This window comes from Kaistia defluvii, from assembly GCF_040548815.1.
GTDB classification, from domain to species: Bacteria; Pseudomonadota; Alphaproteobacteria; order Rhizobiales; family Kaistiaceae; genus Kaistia; species Kaistia defluvii_A.
The window spans coordinates 2,769,954-2,785,797 of sequence record NZ_JBEPSM010000001.1 but is presented as its reverse complement, the minus strand read 5'-3'; the positions used below and the strand labels follow the sequence as shown (position 1 = coordinate 2,785,797).

The 15,844-nt window shown below is 65.1% G+C and carries 14 protein-coding genes; 9 read left to right on the top strand and 5 right to left on the bottom strand.

Annotation, left to right across the window (positions count from 1 at the left end; all coding sequences use genetic code 11):
- The first annotated feature begins 356 nt into the window (after positions 1–356).
- The 4 genes from ABIE08_RS13050 (at position 357) to ABIE08_RS13035 (ending at position 7,046) form a co-directional block, all read left to right on the top strand.
- On the top strand, positions 357–1,571 hold the full coding sequence (locus ABIE08_RS13050; RefSeq protein ID WP_354551695.1) for an efflux RND transporter periplasmic adaptor subunit: 1,215 nt from the start codon (positions 357–359) through the stop codon (positions 1,569–1,571).
- Positions 1,568–4,663 carry an efflux RND transporter permease subunit gene (locus tag ABIE08_RS13045; RefSeq protein ID WP_354551505.1) on the top strand — a complete coding sequence of 1,032 codons (3,096 nt, stop codon included), beginning with the start codon at positions 1,568–1,570 and terminating at the stop codon, positions 4,661–4,663. Before ABIE08_RS13050 ends, ABIE08_RS13045 begins: the two co-directional genes overlap by 4 nt.
- An 84-nt stretch (positions 4,664–4,747) precedes the next feature.
- The gene (gene chrA / locus ABIE08_RS13040) at positions 4,748–5,974 is read left to right on the top strand and encodes a chromate efflux transporter (protein WP_354551504.1); all 1,227 of its coding nucleotides are present in this window, start codon (positions 4,748–4,750) and stop codon (positions 5,972–5,974) included.
- A gap of 130 nt (positions 5,975–6,104) precedes the next feature.
- A complete protein-coding gene (locus ABIE08_RS13035; protein WP_354551503.1) occupies positions 6,105–7,046 on the top strand; it encodes an alpha/beta hydrolase family protein in 942 nt (313 codons plus the stop codon).
- Positions 7,047–7,089: 43 nt separating this feature from the next.
- On the opposite strand, the gene ABIE08_RS13030 is transcribed toward ABIE08_RS13035, so the two are convergent.
- The 3 genes from ABIE08_RS13030 to ABIE08_RS13020 all read right to left on the bottom strand — a co-directional run bounded on the left by ABIE08_RS13030 (position 7,090) and on the right by ABIE08_RS13020 (position 10,415).
- A complete protein-coding gene (locus tag ABIE08_RS13030) occupies positions 7,090–8,595 on the bottom strand; it encodes a DHA2 family efflux MFS transporter permease subunit (RefSeq protein WP_354551502.1) in 1,506 nt (501 codons plus the stop codon).
- A gap of 27 nt (positions 8,596–8,622) precedes the next feature.
- On the bottom strand, positions 8,623–9,684 hold the full coding sequence (locus tag ABIE08_RS13025) for an HlyD family secretion protein (protein WP_354551501.1): 1,062 nt from the start codon (positions 9,682–9,684) through the stop codon (positions 8,623–8,625).
- A gap of 104 nt (positions 9,685–9,788) precedes the next feature.
- Complete coding sequence (locus ABIE08_RS13020; protein WP_354551500.1) at positions 9,789–10,415, bottom strand: MarR family winged helix-turn-helix transcriptional regulator; 627 nt, start codon at positions 10,413–10,415, stop codon at positions 9,789–9,791.
- A 22-nt stretch (positions 10,416–10,437) separates the two neighbouring features.
- On the opposite strand from ABIE08_RS13020, the gene ABIE08_RS13015 reads away from it, so the two are divergent.
- On the top strand, positions 10,438–11,199 hold the full coding sequence (locus ABIE08_RS13015; RefSeq protein ID WP_354551499.1) for a sulfite exporter TauE/SafE family protein: 762 nt from the start codon (positions 10,438–10,440) through the stop codon (positions 11,197–11,199).
- A 110-nt stretch (positions 11,200–11,309) separates the two neighbouring features.
- Positions 11,310–12,482, top strand: coding sequence for an OpgC family protein (locus ABIE08_RS13010; protein ID WP_354551498.1), 1,173 nt, complete (start codon positions 11,310–11,312; stop codon positions 12,480–12,482).
- Between the two features lie 61 nt (positions 12,483–12,543).
- On the opposite strand, the gene ABIE08_RS13005 is transcribed toward ABIE08_RS13010, so the two are convergent.
- A complete protein-coding gene (locus tag ABIE08_RS13005) occupies positions 12,544–12,723 on the bottom strand; it encodes a YdcH family protein (RefSeq protein ID WP_354551497.1) in 180 nt (59 codons plus the stop codon).
- Between the two features lie 260 nt (positions 12,724–12,983).
- Here ABIE08_RS13005 and ABIE08_RS13000 point away from each other — a divergent pair, with 260 nt between their 5' ends.
- The gene (locus ABIE08_RS13000) at positions 12,984–13,190 is read left to right on the top strand and encodes a YdcH family protein (RefSeq protein ID WP_266330330.1); all 207 of its coding nucleotides are present in this window, start codon (positions 12,984–12,986) and stop codon (positions 13,188–13,190) included.
- Here the strand turns inward: ABIE08_RS13000 and ABIE08_RS12995 are convergent.
- Complete coding sequence (locus ABIE08_RS12995) at positions 13,163–13,864, bottom strand: GGDEF domain-containing protein (RefSeq protein ID WP_354551496.1); 702 nt, start codon at positions 13,862–13,864, stop codon at positions 13,163–13,165. The two genes, ABIE08_RS13000 and ABIE08_RS12995, sit on opposite strands and share 28 nt — an antisense overlap.
- A 156-nt stretch (positions 13,865–14,020) precedes the next feature.
- Between ABIE08_RS12995 and purE the strand changes: the two genes are divergently transcribed.
- Both purE and ABIE08_RS12985 read left to right on the top strand, forming a co-directional pair.
- Entirely contained in the window at positions 14,021–14,485 is a 465-nt protein-coding gene (purE, locus tag ABIE08_RS12990; protein WP_396309517.1) for a 5-(carboxyamino)imidazole ribonucleotide mutase, read from the top strand.
- Positions 14,475–15,569: a 5-(carboxyamino)imidazole ribonucleotide synthase gene (locus ABIE08_RS12985; protein ID WP_354551494.1), complete on the top strand. Its 1,095-nt coding sequence runs from the start codon at positions 14,475–14,477 to the stop codon at positions 15,567–15,569. The genes purE and ABIE08_RS12985 overlap by 11 nt, the downstream gene beginning before the upstream one ends.
- Positions 15,570–15,844: the final 275 nt, after the last annotated feature.

Genomic DNA, 15,844 nt, shown 5'->3' with positions numbered 1-15,844 from the left:
TTCCGAGCTTCCGAGCTTCCGAGCTTCCGAGCTTCCGAGCTTCCGAGCTTCCGAGCTTCCGAGCTTCCGAGCTTCCGAGCTTCCGAGCTTCCGAGCTTCCGAGCTTCCGAGCTTCCGAGCTAAAACAGCCCCGTCCAAGTGGCCACGATCCAATCGACCGGTGTTGCGGAGTTAGCACGAGTTCAGAGCGAACGGCGGTGTTCGGCGAGCGGCACGTTGACAGTTCTGTACGCCAGGTACACTAATTCCGGCCTGATGATCGAGGAAGCAACCCTGCGTGGCGCGTTTCCGCGATCTTTGTTTTTTGCCATGCGCCTGCCAGCTTTCAGACCGGCTTCGCGCTCACTGGATTGCCAATCATGAAGCGGTTTATCCTTGCTACGATCCTGCTCGTCGTCGTCGTGGCGATCTGTGGCGGCTTGATCTGGTTCAATTTCTTCCGCGACAAGATGATTGAGCAATTCTTTGCCGGAATGAAGGCGCCCGTCGTCACGATTTCAGCCATCACGGTCGAGCCTGCCCAGTGGACGCCCGGCATCGAGGCTGTCGGCACCGCGGCGGCGGCCGAGGGCGTCGATGTCGCCGTGCAGACCGGCGGCATCGTCGAGAAGATCCTGTTCAAGGCAAACGACAAGGTCCAGCAGGGCCAGTTGCTCGTGCAGATCGATGACGCGGTCGAGCGTGCCGGCTTGGTCAGCGCCAATACCGCCGTGGCCGTCAGCCAGGATGCGCTGAGCCGCGCCCAGGCGCTGCTGCAGCGCAATGTGAGCACCGTCGCCTCGCTGCAGGACGCCCAGAACAATCTGGACAAGGCCAAGGGCGCGCTGACGCAGCTTGAGGCGACCCTCGACGAGAAAGCGATCAAGGCGCCCTTCGCCGGCACGATCGGTATTCCGAAGATCGATGTCGGCCAGTATGTGCAGCCGGCGACCGTCGTCGCGACGCTGCAGAATCTCGACCGCATCAAGGTCAATTTCAGCGTGCCCGAGCAGGAGCTCGGTTCGCTCAAGATCGGCCAGCCGGTCCGCTTCGGCCTCAAGGAAGACGAACTGAACTTCAGCGGCACGATCACCGGTATCGATCCGAAGATCGACGCGGCTTCGCGGCTCGTGAGCGTGCAGGCGCTGCTTGACAATCCGGATGGCACGCTGCGTCCGGGCCAGTTCATTCGCGTGCGCGTCGACCTTCCCGTTGAATCCGACGTGATCGCCTTGCCGCAGACGGCCGTGACCATCAGCCTCTACGGCGCCTATGTCTATGCTGTGCAGGACGCGCCGGCGGAGGCCAAGCCTGCAGATGCCAAGCCTGCGGAAGCCAAGCCCGCCGAGGCGAAGCCCGCGGACGGAAAGCCGGCGGATGCGGCCGCGCCGAACCTCATCGCCAAGCAGATCTTCGTCAAGGTTGGCCGTCGTTCGGGTGACATGATCGAGATCCTGGAAGGCGTGAAGCCGGGCATGCAGATCGTCACGTCGGGCCAGAACAAGCTTTCGAGCGGCAGCCCGGTGGCGGTCGATAATTCCGTCCAGCCGGTCAAGGGCGCCACCGTGAACCCGGAGGCTTCCAAGTCATGAGCTTCTCCGAACTCTTTATCCGCCGTCCTGTCCTCGCAACGGTCGTCAGCCTGCTGATGCTGTTGCTGGGCGCGCAGGGCATCCTGTCGATGTCGATCCGCCAGTATCCCAAGGTGGACGAGACGGTCGTGACCGTCACCACGGTCTATCCGGGCGCCAGCGCCGACGTCATCCAGGGCTTCATCACCTCCACCATCGCTAAATCCGTTTCCTCGGCTGAGGGCGTGGATTACGTCACGTCCAAGAGCTCGCTCGGCGTGTCGACGGTTTCTGTCTACATGCGGCTGAACACCAATCCGGACAAGGCGCTGACGGAAGTCATCGCCAAGGTCCAGCAGGTGCGCGGCCAGCTTCCGGACGAGGCGGAGGATCCGGTGATCCAGAAGGGTACCGGCTTCCAGTTCGCGCTCATGTATCTCGCGGCTCGCAGCGACACGATGAACGCGCAGCAGCTGACGGATTACCTGATCCGCGTGATCCAGCCGCGTTTCGCCACCGTCGACGGTGTCGCCAATGCGGAGATCCTCGGCGCGCAGGAATTCGCCATGCGCGTCTGGATCGATCCGGTCGCGCTCGCCTCGCGCAACGTGACCGCGACCGATGTTCTGACGGCCATCAAGGGCTCCAACTTCCTGTCGGCTCCCGGCAAGACGAAGAACGAGTTCTACGCCTATTCGATCGAGGCGAAGACGACGCTGCAGGATCCCGAGACGTTTGGCGCGCTGCCGATTCGTTCCAATGGCGCGGATATCGTCCGGCTGCGCGACGTCGCCAATATCGAGCTCGCCGCGGCTTCGACCGATACGGAAGTCCGCTTCAACGGCAAGGAAGGCGTGTTCCTCGGCATCTTCCAGACGCCGTCGGCCAATCCGCTCGACGTGGCGTCGGGCGTTCGCCGCGAGCTGCCCCTGATTGCGGATTCGCTGCCGGAAGGCATGCATATCGAGCTGGTCTACGATTCGACCGAGGCGATCAGCGCGTCGATCGAGGAGGTTATCCGGACGATCCTGGAGGCATCGGCCATCGTCGTGGTCGTGATCTTCCTGTTCCTCGGTTCGTTCCGGTCGGTGATCATTCCGATCGTAACGATTCCTCTATCGTTGATCGGCGTCTGTTTCATCCTCTGGGCGCTCGGCTATTCGCTGAATACGCTGACCCTGCTCGCCATGGTTCTGGCTATCGGCCTCGTCGTCGATGACGCGATCGTGGTGGTGGAGAACATCCACCGCCACATCGAGGAGGGGCTGAAACCGATGAAGGCCGCGATCGTCGGCATGCAGGAGATCACCGGCGCGGTGATCACCATGACGATCACGCTGGCGGCGGTGTATGCGCCGATGGCCTTCACCCAGGGCGTGACCGGCGCATTGTTCCGCGAGTTCTCGCTGACGCTCGCCGGCGCGGTGATCCTGTCGGGTTTCGTCGCCTTGACGGTGTCGCCCATGATGTCCGCCCGCATCCTGAAGCCGGGCGGCGGACGCATCCAGCATTTCATCGACCGTGTCTTCGAGAGCTTCAGCCACTGGTATGCCCGCCGGCTGATCGGTTCGCTAAAGGTCCGGCCGATCACGCTGCTGATGGTTGCCGCCATCCTCGGCACCATGGTGTTCCTGTTCCTCAACACGGCGTCCGAACTGGCGCCGGAGGAAGACGAGGGCGCCATGTTCACGCTGATCACGGCGCCGCAATATGCGACGATCGACTACACGCAGCTCTATGTCGATGAGATCGCGCAGAAGACCGCCGATATTCCCGAGCGCCAGGCCCTGTTCTCCATCGCCGGTTCCGGTTCGGCCAATTCGGCCTTCTCCGGCCTGGTGCTGAAGCCTTGGGCCGAGCGCACGCGCGGCCAGCCCGCGGTGCAGGCGGAAGTCCAGGCGCGCCTCGACAAGGTGGCGGGCGTGCAGGCCTTCGTGTTCGCGGTGCCGTCTCTGCCGGGAACGGGCGGCGGTTTGCCGATCCAGTTCGTCATCCAGTCGACCGAGCCGGCCGATCGCGTCTACGCGGTGGCGGAGGAGATCAAGAACCGGGCCATGGCGTCGGGCAAGTTCATCGTCGTGCAGAACTCGCTCTCCTTCGATACGCCGAAGGTGAATGTGGTGATCGACCGCAACCGTGCCGCCGCGCTCGGCGTCTCGGTCGCCGAGATCGGCAATACGCTGACGCTGCTCGTGGGTGAGAACGGCATCTCGAAGTTCGATCGGGAAGCGCGCGCCTATGACATCATCACCCAGGTCCCGGAGAAGTACCGTCTGAATCCGGAAAGCCTCGGGACCTTCTTCGTCCGGTCGCAGGCCGGCGACATGGTGCCGCTCTCCTCGGTGGTCTCCATCAATACGGAAGGTTCGGCGCCGGCGATCGAGCAGTTCAACCAGCTCAATTCGGCGACGCTGGCGGCGCTGCCGCGGCCGACGGTGACGTCGGGCGATGGCCTCGCCACGCTGCAGCAGATCGCGAGCGAGGTGCTGCCGTCCGGCTACTTTATCGAATATGCCGGACAGTCGCGTACGGAATTGGAAACCGGCAATTCGCTGCTGATCGTGTTCGGCCTCGCCATCGTCGTCATCTATCTGGTGCTAGCGGCGCAGTTCGAAAGCTTCCGTGATCCGCTGATCATCATGATGTCGGTGCCGCTTTCGATCTTCGGTGCGCTGATCCCGCTCAATCTGGGCGCGGCGTCGCTGAACATCTATTCGCAGGTGGGCCTGATCACACTTGTCGGGTTGATCACGAAACACGGCATCCTGATGGTGGAGTTTGCCAACCAGCAGCGCGAGGAGCGTGGCCTCAACCGGCATGATGCGATCGTCGAGGCCGCGCGCGTGCGTCTGCGGCCGATCCTGATGACGACGGCCGCCATGGTGTTCGGCGTGCTGCCGCTGCTGTTCGCGGAAGGCGCGGGCGCCAAGGCCCGCTTCTCGATGGGCCTGGTCATCGCGACCGGCATGTCGATCGGCACGGTGTTCACGCTGTTCGTCGTGCCGATGTTCTATACCTACCTCTCCAGCGCGCATGCGAAGCGCGACGAGGACGAGGAGCAGCCGGCGGTTCCCGCTGCGGTGACGACGGCCGGCGCGGCCCCGGCGCACTGACGCCGTCGAAATGAAGTTTGGAAAGCGGCGCCTTCGGGCGCCGTTTTCTTGTGGGTGTCACGGAAGGGATGCAATCCTGCCGGGATGACCCGCCCCGCGATCGATCCCCCTGAACCCCCCGGCCTTGCAAAGGGGGCGCCGACGGTCGCGCGGGTCTTCCGCGAGTTCCTGCGCCTCGGCCTGACCTCGTTTGGCGGCCCCGTCGCGCATATCGGCTATTTCCGCGACCGCTTCGTCAAGCGGCTCGGCTGGCTGGACGAGGCGGATTTCGCCGATCTGGTGGCGCTTTGCCAGTTCCTGCCCGGGCCCGCCTCCAGCCAGGTCGGCATGGCGATCGGGCTGGAGAAGGCCGGCCTTGCCGGCGCGCTGGCGGCGTTCATCGGTTTCACCCTGCCGTCCGCCCTCCTCATGGCGCTGATCGCCTATGGCCTCGGCTCCAACGGGGGATTGATCGATGCCGGCGTGCTGTCGGGGCTGGCGATCGTGGCTGTCGCGGTGGTGGCCGAGGCGGTGCGGGGGATGGCGCTGTCGCTTGCTACCGGAAGGCTGCTCGGCGGTGTGGCGCTGGCGGCGACCGCGCTGGCGCTCCTCGTGCCCGGGAGCTTTGCCCAGATCGCCATCCTGCTCGGCGGCGGGCTGGCAGGCTATGGGTTCAGCCGCCCCGTTACCCGCGTCGTCGAGCTCGCGCCGGGCGTAACAATGTCCCGGCGCAACGGCATCGCAGCGCTCGGCCTCTTCGCCGTGCTGCTCGTCTCCCTCCCCATCCTGGCCGCGACGACCCATTCGCAGACCGCCGTTCTGGCCAGCGGGCTCTACCGGACGGGCGCGCTCGTCTTTGGCGGTGGCCATGTGGTGCTTCCACTGCTGAAGGACTCCGTCGTCACCACCGGGCTGGTGCCGGAGCCGGTCTTCGTGGCCGGTTATGGCGCGGCTCAGGCGATGCCGGGGCCACTGTTCAGCCTGTCGGCCTATCTCGGCGTCGCGGCGGGGGTGCCGACGCCGTGGCTCGGTGGAGCCCTTGCCGTCGTCGCCATCTTCGCGCCTGCCTTGTTGCTGGTCGTGGGCGTCCTGCCGTTCTGGCGGCAGCTGCGGCGGGTGGAGGCCGTTCGCCGCGCTCTCAGCGGCGTTAACGCGGCGGTTGTCGGGCTGCTGGCGGCGGCGCTGTACGATCCGGTCTTCGTCACCGCCATACACGGCCCGCGCGATCTCGCTTTTGCCGTGCTCTGCTACGCGCTGCTGGTTTTCGTGCGTCTGCCGGCTTGGCTGGTGGTGCTGCTGGCGGCCGGCGCGGGCTGGATCCTCGGCGGCTGAACGGCTTGCGGATCGATGCCGAAAGCATCGATAGTGGTGAGGCAGGCCGTTACGCGGGGGCCTCTTGGGGCCAGGGACGGCGCTGATTTGAGATCGTTGACGACGACGTCGTGCTTCCAGGGGAAATTTGATGCTGAGAAAATGGCTGCTTGCCTCCGTCATGCTGGCTGCGATCGTCGCGCCGGCGGCGGCCGATGACGTGACCGCGAAGATGCGCGATGCCTCGAAGATCGCGCTTGCCCGCCCGGCCGGCGAGACGACGGAAAGCACGGTACGGATCGCGCGCGGCGACGAGACCATCGTCGGCACGCTCGCGCTGCCCAAGGGCGTCGAGAAGCCGCCCGTCGTGCTGCTGCTGCACGGCTTCACCGGCAAGCGCGACGAGCTCGAGGTCGCCGGCACCAAGGAAGGCGTCTACTCGCGAACCGCCCGCCTGCTGGCCGAGCGAGGCCTGGCCAGCCTGCGGATCGATTTCGTCGGCTCAGGCGACAGTTCGGGCAAGTGGGAAGATACGACCACCTTCAGCCAGATCGCCGATGCGGTGGCTGCCTTCGACTGGCTGAAGAAGCAGGACACTATCGATCCCGGCAGGATCCACGTCATCGGCTGGAGCCTCGGCGGACTGGTGGCGTCGCACCTCGCTTCCGTGCGTCCGGTCGATAGCGCCACGCTCTGGGCGCCCGTCGCCAATCCGGCCTTCAGCTTCGGCGTCGTGCTGGGCCAGGATACCGTCAACAAGGCGATGGCGGCCACGGACCCGAACGAACTGATCGAGGGCACCTTGCCATGGGGCGCCAAGACGTCGCTCAAGGTCCCGTTCTTCAAGTCGCTGTTTGCGACGGATCCCGTCGCGGCGATCGCGCAATATGGCGGGCCGCTGCTGGTCATCGTCGGCACCAAGGACACCGTCGTGACGCCGCAGCCGGCGGCCGGCCAGCTCTTCCTGGACTATCACACCGGCGATGAAGGCCTGATGGTGCTCGACACCGACCATGGCTTCGACGCCTTCACCGGCCCGGCGACGCTGGACGAGATGGTCGGCGCGACGCTGAGCTTCATCGAAGCGCACTGAACGACAGGCGTGCCGGCGGACGGGTTCCGCCGGCGCGCTTCGCTCATTCGAGAGCGACGTGCTGGGCCGGGCCCTTCTGCGGCTTGTAGCGCATGAAGGCCAGCAGCGGGATCGTGGCCAGCGTCACGAACATCATCAGCTTGAAATCGTCGATATAGGCGATGAAGGCGGCGTCGCGGGTGATGACGGCGTTGATCCGCGCCAACGCCTCGAGATTGCCGGCGGCGGCGTCGGCCGGCATGGCCGGGTTGAACGGCGTCACATGACCGGCCAGCACCTCGTGGCCGATTTGCGTGTTCTGCGACAGCAACGTCGCCACCAGCGAGACACCGATCGACGAGCCGAGATTGCGCACGAGGCTGAACAGGCTGGCCGCGTCGGTGCGCCAATGCGCCGGCAGGGTCGCGAAGGCGATCGTCGAGAGCGGCACAAAGACGAAGCCGAGGCCGAAACCCTGCACGATGCCGGTGGTCATGAACGGCCAGGCATCCATTTCCGGGGCCCAGGTCGTCATTTCGTAGAGCGACCAGGTGGTGGCGCCGAGGCCGACAAGGATCAGGATGCGCGGGTCGACCTTGCCCATGAGCCGGCCGACGACGAGCATCGCCACCATGGTGCCGACGCCGCGCGGCGCCAGGATCATGCCGGTGGTGATGACGGGATAGCCATACAGGTTCTGCAGCATGGGCGGCAGCAGCGCCATCGTCGCCAGCAGGATGATGCCGATGATGAAGATGAAGACGAGCCCGGTGACGAAGTTGCGGTCCTTGAAGATGTGCGGATCGATGAAGGTGTTCTTGGCCGTCGCCATGTGAATGGTGAAGATCCAGAAGCCGATCGCCATCAGCGCCACTTCGATCAGGATCTCGGGCGAGGAGAACCAGTCGAGCTGCTCGCCGCGATCGAGCATCATCTGCAGGGCGCCGATGCCGAGGCTGAGGAAGGCGAAGCCGAAGAAGTCGAACTTGCGGGCGCGAAGCGGTCCTTCCGGCAGGAAGGCGCCGATGCCGAGAAAGGCGATGATGCCGACTGGCAGGTTGATGAAGAACACCCAGCGCCAGTTGAAGGCGTCGGTCAGCCAGCCGCCCAGCGTCGGGCCGATGATCGGGCCGACCATGATGCCGGCGCCCCACATCGCCATGGCCTGGCCGTGCTTTTCCTTCGGATTGATGTTGAGCAGCACGGATTGCGACAGCGGCACCAGCGCGGCGCCGAACAGGCCCTGCAGAATGCGGAACCCGACCATCTGCGTCAGGCTGCCGGAGAGGCCGCACAGCATCGAGGCGAGGGTGAAGCCGGCGACGCAGGTCATGAACAGGCGCTTGATGCCGATCTGGTCGGCAAGCCAGCCGGTGATCGGCGTGGCGATGGCGGCGGCGACGATATAGGAGGTCAGGACCCAGGTGATGGTGTCCTGCGCGGCGCCAAGCGAACCCTGCATCGAGGGCAGCGCGACATTGGCGATCGTCGTGTCGAGCACCTGCATGATCGTGGCAAGCATGATCGATACGGTGATGAAGCCACGATGCTGAACCGCTGGCGCGCTCATTCTGGCGACTTTCCGGTGCGCGGCGTCCTAGTTGGCAGCCGCGGCTTCCGCTGGAGGCGTGGAATTGGCGGCGATCGCATGGCTGAAGCCTGGGAGGGTCCGCTTGTATTCGGTATCGACTTCCACCGAGGCGCTGAGGCCCGTGCGGAGGGTCGAGAAGTCGACCGCGCCATCCAGGCGCAGCCGGACCGGCACGCGCTGCACGACCTTGACCCAGTTGCCGGAGGCGTTCTGCGCCGGCAGCAGCGAGAAGGCCGAGCCGGTTCCGGCGTCGATCGATTCCACATGCGCCGTGAACGGCCGGTCGGGATAGGTGTCGAAGGTAACCCGCGCCGTCTGTCCCACCTTCATGTGGGTCAGGTCGGTTTCCTTGAAATTGGCCTCGACATAGGTGGTGGCCGTCTCGACCAGACTGAGCAGCGCCGTCGGCGCCATCGCCGGATTGGTCACATACTGGCCAACCCGGAGGCGGTCGGTCTGCGAAACGACGCCGTCGCTCGGCGCAAACACGGTGGTCTGCTTCAGCGCCAGCGCGGCCGCTTCCTGCGCGGCCTGCGCCTGCATCACGGTCGGATGCTGGTCGGTCGGCACGTTAGGATCGCCACCCAGCGCCGTGAGCGCGCCCGACACTTTCTCGCGCGCCTGGGCGACGAGCTGTTCGGCGACGCGCACATTGTTCTGCGCGGTGTCGAAATCGGCGTTCGACGTCACGCCGCGCGCCAACAGGTCCTGCTGGCGTTGAAACGTCTTCTGACGGTAGGCGAGGGTGTCCTCGCCGGATTGCTGCTCCGACAGCGCCTGCTGGTAGCTGGAGCGCAACTGCTCGACCTGCAGCCGGGCGACGGCGACCGCCGCCTCTGCCTGGCGCAGCGCCAGCTGATAGGGCTCGGGATCGATGCGGAAGAGCAGGTCGCCCTTCTTGACGTGATCGTTCTCGTGCACCGCGACCTCGACGATCCGGCCGGACTGGTCGGCCGTGATCGTGACGCGGTTCTGTTCGAGATAGGCATTGTCGGTCGAGGCATAGCGCCCGCCCGTCAGCCAGAGATAGCCGCCGCCAACGGCCAGAAGCACCGGCAGCGCCAGCATGAGGAAGAGGCGTCCGCGGCGTGTCTTCCGCGGCGCAGGCTCGGATGCCGACTGCGGGACCGGAGGCTGGGCCTCGGACGTCCCGCCATCTCCCGCTTCGGCGCTCATAGCAAGGCCTTCTCGGACAGCTTGGTCGCGGCATCCTTGGCGGCTTCGCCGCAGCCGGATTCGAAGCCGCGGGTGGTCATGTTGCTGCGGATCCGGCTCAGCAGATCGATCAGCATCTCCGACTCTTTTTCGGAGATGCCTTCGAGTGCGGTGGCGATCACCTCGTTGCCGATGATCTTCATCTGATCGAGCAGCGGACGCACGCTTTCGGTCAGGTGCAGGCGGCGAGCCCGCCGGTCCGCCGGATCGGGAACGCGCGCGACAAAGCCCATCGCTTCCAGCCGGTCGATATGGCGCGACAGGGTGATCGGCTCGACATCCAACGCATCCGCGACGGAGGCCTGGTTCGAGCCCTCATTGTGAAAGAGATAGGCCATAACCTGCCATTGCGCGCGGGTCAGGCTGCAGCTCTGCCCCTTCTGATCGAAGGCACGGCGAACCAGACGCGCGACGTCGTTGATCAGAAAGCCGAGGTGCTTGTCAGAAGGCAGCGTATTCATAGGTCGATATATAATAAGCTCGCGTATGTTACGCAATGTGAGTCTGTCGCCGCAAAAGGCTCCAAAGCAGGAGATATACTGGATTTTGGCGGCGAACGAGGGTAAATCGTTCCAACCTGCCATACTCCTCGCCAAGCGACACCGCATGTTCACCGAATTCGCATTCTACGCGGCTGCGATCCCAGCCGTGGCCGTCGCAGGCTTGTCCAAGGGCGGATTTGGCGGCGCGATGGGGATGCTGGCCGTTCCCATCCTGGCTCTGGTGATCTCGCCGGTTCAGGCCGCCGGCATCATGCTGCCGATCCTGCTCGTGATGGATGCGATAAGCCTCTATTTCTACCGCCGCATCTTCGATCGGCCGACGCTTACCGTCATGCTGCCGGCGTCGATCGTGGGCATCGCGGTCGGCTGGGCGACGGCCGCCTATGTGAAGGAGGATTTCGTCCGCCTTCTGGTTGGACTGATCTCCATCGTGTTCGCCCTGAACTACTGGTTCGGCGACCGGTTGCGGGCGGTGCCGGCGCAGCCCAACGGCGCCAAGGGGTCGTTCTGGGGAATGCTGGCCGGCTTCACCTCGTTCGTCAGCCACGCCGGCGCGCCGCCGTTCCAGATGTACGCGCTGCCGCTCCGGCTCGACAAGCAGGTGTTCGTCGGTACCTCGGTGATCTTCTTCGCCGTCACCAATGCGGTGAAGCTCATTCCCTATTTCTTCCTGGGCCAGTTCGACGCCGCCAATCTGGAAACGGCCGCGGTGCTGTTTCCGCTCGCCGCGCTGACGACGGTTCTCGGCATCTGGATCGTGCGGGTGATCGACCAGACCGTCTTCTACGGTCTTTCCTATCTGTTCGTGATGCTGATCGGGCTCAAATTGACCTGGGACGGAGCCGTGTCCCTCCTGGCGCATTGAAACCGGCATCCACCGCCGCAAGCTTGCCTTGTTCGCCAGCTAGGCGAACCCGATACTTGTCCGTTCCTGTCATCTGAGGCTTCCGGGTGCATCGAGCATTGTCGACTTCCATGCCGCGTGACTATCGGATCGATTTTTTCCGGGGTTTGGCGCTCATCTCGATTTTCGTGAACCACATCCCGGGCAACCTATATTCGAACTTCACGCATCGGAACTTCGGCCTGTCGGACGCGGCCGAGATTTTCGTGTTGCTCGCCGGCATCTCGGCGGCGCTCGCCTATTACCCGCGCTTCGTCTCGGGCCAATCCGGGCAGGCGGTCGGCCGGATCAGCAAGCGCATTGGCACGCTCTATGTCGCGCATCTCGCCTCGATCGCCTGCGGTTTCGCAATCTATGCGGGGGCCTCGCTCTGGCTGGATCAGCCGGGCCTGATGATCCCCGATGAACGTCACTGGATCGTCGAGCAGCCGGTGCAGGCCTTGGCCGGCATCGGCATGCTCACCTACCAGACCGGCAATTTCAACATCCTGCCGATGTACATGGTCATGATGGCGATGCTGCCGCTGATCATGCTGCTGGCCCGTATCCGCCTGTCGCTGGCGCTGGCGGCGAGCGTGGCGCTCTGGGCAATCGCCAATGCCTGGCGCCTCACGCTGCCGAGTTTCCCCGGTGGGGGCGGCTGGTATTTCAACCCGTTCACCTGGCAGCTGCTGTTCGTGATCGGCTTCGTCGGCGGCGTCATGCTGCGGCGGGGCGACCGGCTGGCATTCTCGCGCCCGCTCTATGGCCTGGCGATCGCCTATCTCGTGGCCTCGGCCATCTTGGTGTTCGCCCATCTCTGGGACTATTTCCCGACCTTGCCCGAATGGGTCTGGCTCTCCGGCTTTAACAAGAGCTGGGTCGGATTCTTCCGCCTGCTGCATGTGCTGTCGATCGCCTATGTCGTGATCTACAGCCCGCTGCCGGCCATGCTGGCGGGCTGGCTCGACAAGGGCAACTGGATCGTTCGATTGGGTCGCCACACCCTGCCGGTGTTCTGGACCGGGACCATCCTGAGCGTCACCGGCCATATCATCCGGGAGAGCGTCTTCGGCCTACCCAATGACCCGACCTTCACGGCCACGGGCATGGTGCTCGACACGGTGCTAATTGGCGTGGGCCTGAGCGTCCTGTTTGCGCTGGCCTGGTATCTCGACTGGACCGGACCTGCGCCGAAGTCCCGCCAGCGGCTCGAAGCCGAGGATCCGATCGGGCCGCCGCCGCGCGCCGTTCCGGCCGAGTAGTCCCCAAAAAGCAAAAGCGCCGCGTTGGACGCGGCGCTTCGCATGACCCTTTCGTCATCAATCAGTGAACGGTGTTTCCTACCTTCAGTCGGGCGATCTCGTCCTTCAGCTGCAGCTTGCGCCTCTTCATGGCCGCCAACTCGAGCGTATCGGCGCTCGGATGGTTCGTGACCTGGTCGATTTCCCTGGAGAGCGCCTCATGGCGACGCTCCAGCTCGGCAAGATGCGATTCGATGGACATTAAAACTGCCTCCCTTCGTTGATCGATGACGGCACGCGGATCGTGCCATAGACGGGGGTTGCTGTGAACCGGGAACTGTCACACGCCGGTCATATCAATCCGACCAGCCTGTAAACCGGCTCAGTTTGGATCTGTGCCTTGCGGCCGTCCGGTTCAAGGGGGGAAGGTGAGATAGAGTGCTCGCGCCCGCTGGGCGGAGCATGTATCGTCGCGCGTCGGCGCCGTCAGGGGCCGGGCGGAACTCGGCGAGGTTGGGGCGTATGACCGAGGAAGAAGAGCGGGAAATCCGGTTCGAGCTGGCGCGGTTGCGACAGGAACACAGCGATCTCGACGCGGCCATTTCCGTCATGTCGGAGACCGGCAAGATCGATCCATTGCGGATCCAGCGCCTCAAGAAGCGCAAGCTGGCGTTGAAGGACCGGATCGTCGCGCTGGAAGATCAGCTCTTGCCGGATATCATCGCCTGACCGCAGGCCATTCCCTCTAGCAGAAGCCGGTCCGCCGTTGCGATCACCTGGTCGGCGGTCGCGCCGGGCTCGATCATCACCACCGCCGCGCGTGTGGCCAGGCTGGCGCCCGCTTCCAGAACGTCTTCCAGACCGGCGATGGCACGCTGCAGGCCGAGCACGCGATGGCCGCAATCGGCCGTGGTGGAGTTCCACAGCACGACCGCGAACTGTTCGTTGCCGGTCCGGGCGGTCACGTCGCAGGAGCGGATGCCGGCGCGCAGCGTCTCGCCGATGAGGCGCAGCGCGCGGTTCAGCCCGCTTTGCCCCTGGGCATCTCGGATCGCGTCCATGCCGTCGACATCGATCAGCGCGATCCCGCAGGTCATGGGATAGCGCGTCTGGAAGGCGATCGCCCGTTCGATCTCGCGGATGAAGGCGCGGCGGTTGAACAGTCCCGAAATCGGCTCTTCGGCGGCCTCCACTTCCAGCGCCGCGATGCGGTGCTGGCTGGCGTCGAGCGCGCGGCGCAGCGCGGTTACCTCCTCCGAAAGCCGCATCACCAGCGAGCGCTGCTCGACGGGCAGGTCCGCCGATCCGCCGCCATCCTCGCTTTCGCGACGACGAGCGATCGGCCTCGGATCGTATCCGGAGACGACAAGGTTTTGCGGCTTGAGGACGGGTGCGCTGGACATGGGGCGATTTTGCCCGCGCTTGGTTCAATTCTGGTTAACGGCGGGTAAGGCTGTTTCCGCGCCTTGCGGCGAGGGCATCCCTCTCTATAATCCGCGCCTTCCCGCAATGTCGGAGACGAAAGCTTGGCAGAGACTACGGCGCCAATCGCCATTATCATGGGCAGCCAATCCGATTGGCAGACGATGCGGCATGCGGCCGAGACGCTCGATGCGCTCGGCGTCGCGCATGACGACCGGATCGTCTCGGCGCACCGGACGCCCGACCGGTTGATCGAATTCTCGAAGACGGCGCGCGACAAGGGCTTCAAGGTGGTGATCGCCGGCGCGGGCGGCGCGGCGCATCTGCCCGGCATGTGCGCGGCGATGACGCCGCTGCCGGTGCTGGGCGTCCCCGTCGAATCCAAGGCGCTCTCCGGCCAGGACAGCCTGCTTTCGATCGTGCAGATGCCGGGCGGCATTCCCGTCGGCACGCTGGCAATCGGCAAGGCCGGCGCGATCAACGCGGCGCTGCTCGCCGTCGCGATCCTCGCCCTCAACGACGCGGCCCTTGCGGCGCGTCTCGATGATTGGCGCGCTGCCCAGGCGGCGCGGGTTGCGGAAAGCCCTTCGGATGACCTCTGACAAGATGCTGCCGCCCGGCTCGACCATCGGCATTCTCGGTGGTGGACAGCTGGGCAGGATGCTGGCCACGGCCGCGGCCGAACTGGGCTTTCGCTGCCACGTCTATTGCCCCGACGGCGAGAGCCCGGCTTTCGACGTCGTCGCGGCGCGGACCACGGCGGCCTACGAGAACCAGTCGGCGCTCGCGGCGTTCGCCGGCTCGGTCGACGTCGTTACCTATGAGTTCGAGAACGTGCCGGCCGACACTGCGTCCTTCCTGGCCGAGCAGGTCGACGTCCTGCCGAGCCCGCATGCGCTGGCCGTGTCGCAGGACCGCCTCTCCGAAAAGGAGCTGATGCAGAGCCTCGGCATTCCGGTGGCGCCCTTCGCGCAGGTCGATGATCTCGCGTCCCTGGAAGCGGCCCTTGAAGCGCTTGGCCGCCCGTCGATCCTGAAGACGCGTCGGTTCGGCTATGACGGCAAGGGCCAGGTGGCGATCCGCGCCGGCGACGACGTGGCGGCGGCCTGGGAGGCGATCGGTCGCCGGCCGGCGGTGCTGGAAGGCTTCGTCACCTTCGTCCGAGAGGTCTCGGCGTTGGTCGTGCGCGGCCGGGACGGCGAGACGTCGGTCTACGACACGGTCGAGAATGTCCACCGCAACCATATCCTCGCGACCTCCACGGTGCCGGCGCAGCTTTCGGCCGCCACCACCGAAGCCGCGCGGGAGATCGCGGCCAAGGTGGCGAGTGCGCTCGATTATGTCGGCTTGCTGGCGGTCGAGATGTTCGTGGTCGAGGAAGAGGGCAGCGAACGGCTGATCGTCAACGAGATCGCGCCGCGCGTGCATAATTCCGGTCACTGGACGCAGGATGGCTGCATCGTTTCGCAGTTCGAGAACCACATCCGCGCGATTGCCGGCTGGCCTCTGGGGTCGACCGAGCGCCATTCCAACGCGGTGATGACCAATCTGATCGGCGCCGACGCCGACGACTGGGCAGCCCTCGCGGCCGAGCCCGGCGCCCGGCTGCATCTCTACGGCAAGGCCGAAAGCCGGCCGGGCCGCAAGATGGGGCACGTCAACCGGATTTCTCCGAAGGTCGGCTAAGACCCTCGCCTAACCCTCTCCCGAACGCGGGAGAGGGGGCGCGTCCAGCCCGGTGCAGACGTCGAGACAGATACCGGCGAAAAGCCCTCGCCCGCTTGCGGGAGAGGGTCTTTCTTGCCTTCCATACGGTCGGTCCATGCCGACCCTTACAACTTTGCCCGTCGCCTCCCATATCTGCGCTGCCTCCTGGGGGTGGCGCCCTTGCCGCAAAGGCGCTATCGAAGGCGCCAATTTCCGTCCCGGAATTCGCTGCCGTTTTCCGCCAGAATAAAGAC

Coding starts and splice junctions, on each gene's coding strand:
- ABIE08_RS13045 (WP_354551505.1), top strand. CDS start 1,568: ATGAGCTTCTCCGAACTCTTTATCCGCCGTCCTGTCCTCGCAACGGTC.
- chrA (WP_354551504.1), top strand. CDS start 4,748: ATGACCCGCCCCGCGATCGATCCCCCTGAACCCCCCGGCCTTGCAAAG.
- ABIE08_RS13035 (WP_354551503.1), top strand. CDS start 6,105: ATGCTGAGAAAATGGCTGCTTGCCTCCGTCATGCTGGCTGCGATCGTC.
- ABIE08_RS13030 (WP_354551502.1), bottom strand. CDS start 8,595: ATGAGCGCGCCAGCGGTTCAGCATCGTGGCTTCATCACCGTATCGATC.
- ABIE08_RS13025 (WP_354551501.1), bottom strand. CDS start 9,684: ATGCTGGCGCTGCCGGTGCTTCTGGCCGTTGGCGGCGGCTATCTCTGG.
- ABIE08_RS13020 (WP_354551500.1), bottom strand. CDS start 10,415: ATGGCAGGTTGGAACGATTTACCCTCGTTCGCCGCCAAAATCCAGTAT.
- ABIE08_RS13015 (WP_354551499.1), top strand. CDS start 10,438: ATGTTCACCGAATTCGCATTCTACGCGGCTGCGATCCCAGCCGTGGCC.
- ABIE08_RS13010 (WP_354551498.1), top strand. CDS start 11,310: ATGCCGCGTGACTATCGGATCGATTTTTTCCGGGGTTTGGCGCTCATC.
- ABIE08_RS13005 (WP_354551497.1), bottom strand. CDS start 12,723: ATGTCCATCGAATCGCATCTTGCCGAGCTGGAGCGTCGCCATGAGGCG.
- ABIE08_RS13000 (WP_266330330.1), top strand. CDS start 12,984: ATGACCGAGGAAGAAGAGCGGGAAATCCGGTTCGAGCTGGCGCGGTTG.
- ABIE08_RS12995 (WP_354551496.1), bottom strand. CDS start 13,864: ATGTCCAGCGCACCCGTCCTCAAGCCGCAAAACCTTGTCGTCTCCGGA.
- purE (WP_396309517.1), top strand. CDS start 14,021: ATGGGCAGCCAATCCGATTGGCAGACGATGCGGCATGCGGCCGAGACG.
- ABIE08_RS12985 (WP_354551494.1), top strand. CDS start 14,475: ATGACCTCTGACAAGATGCTGCCGCCCGGCTCGACCATCGGCATTCTC.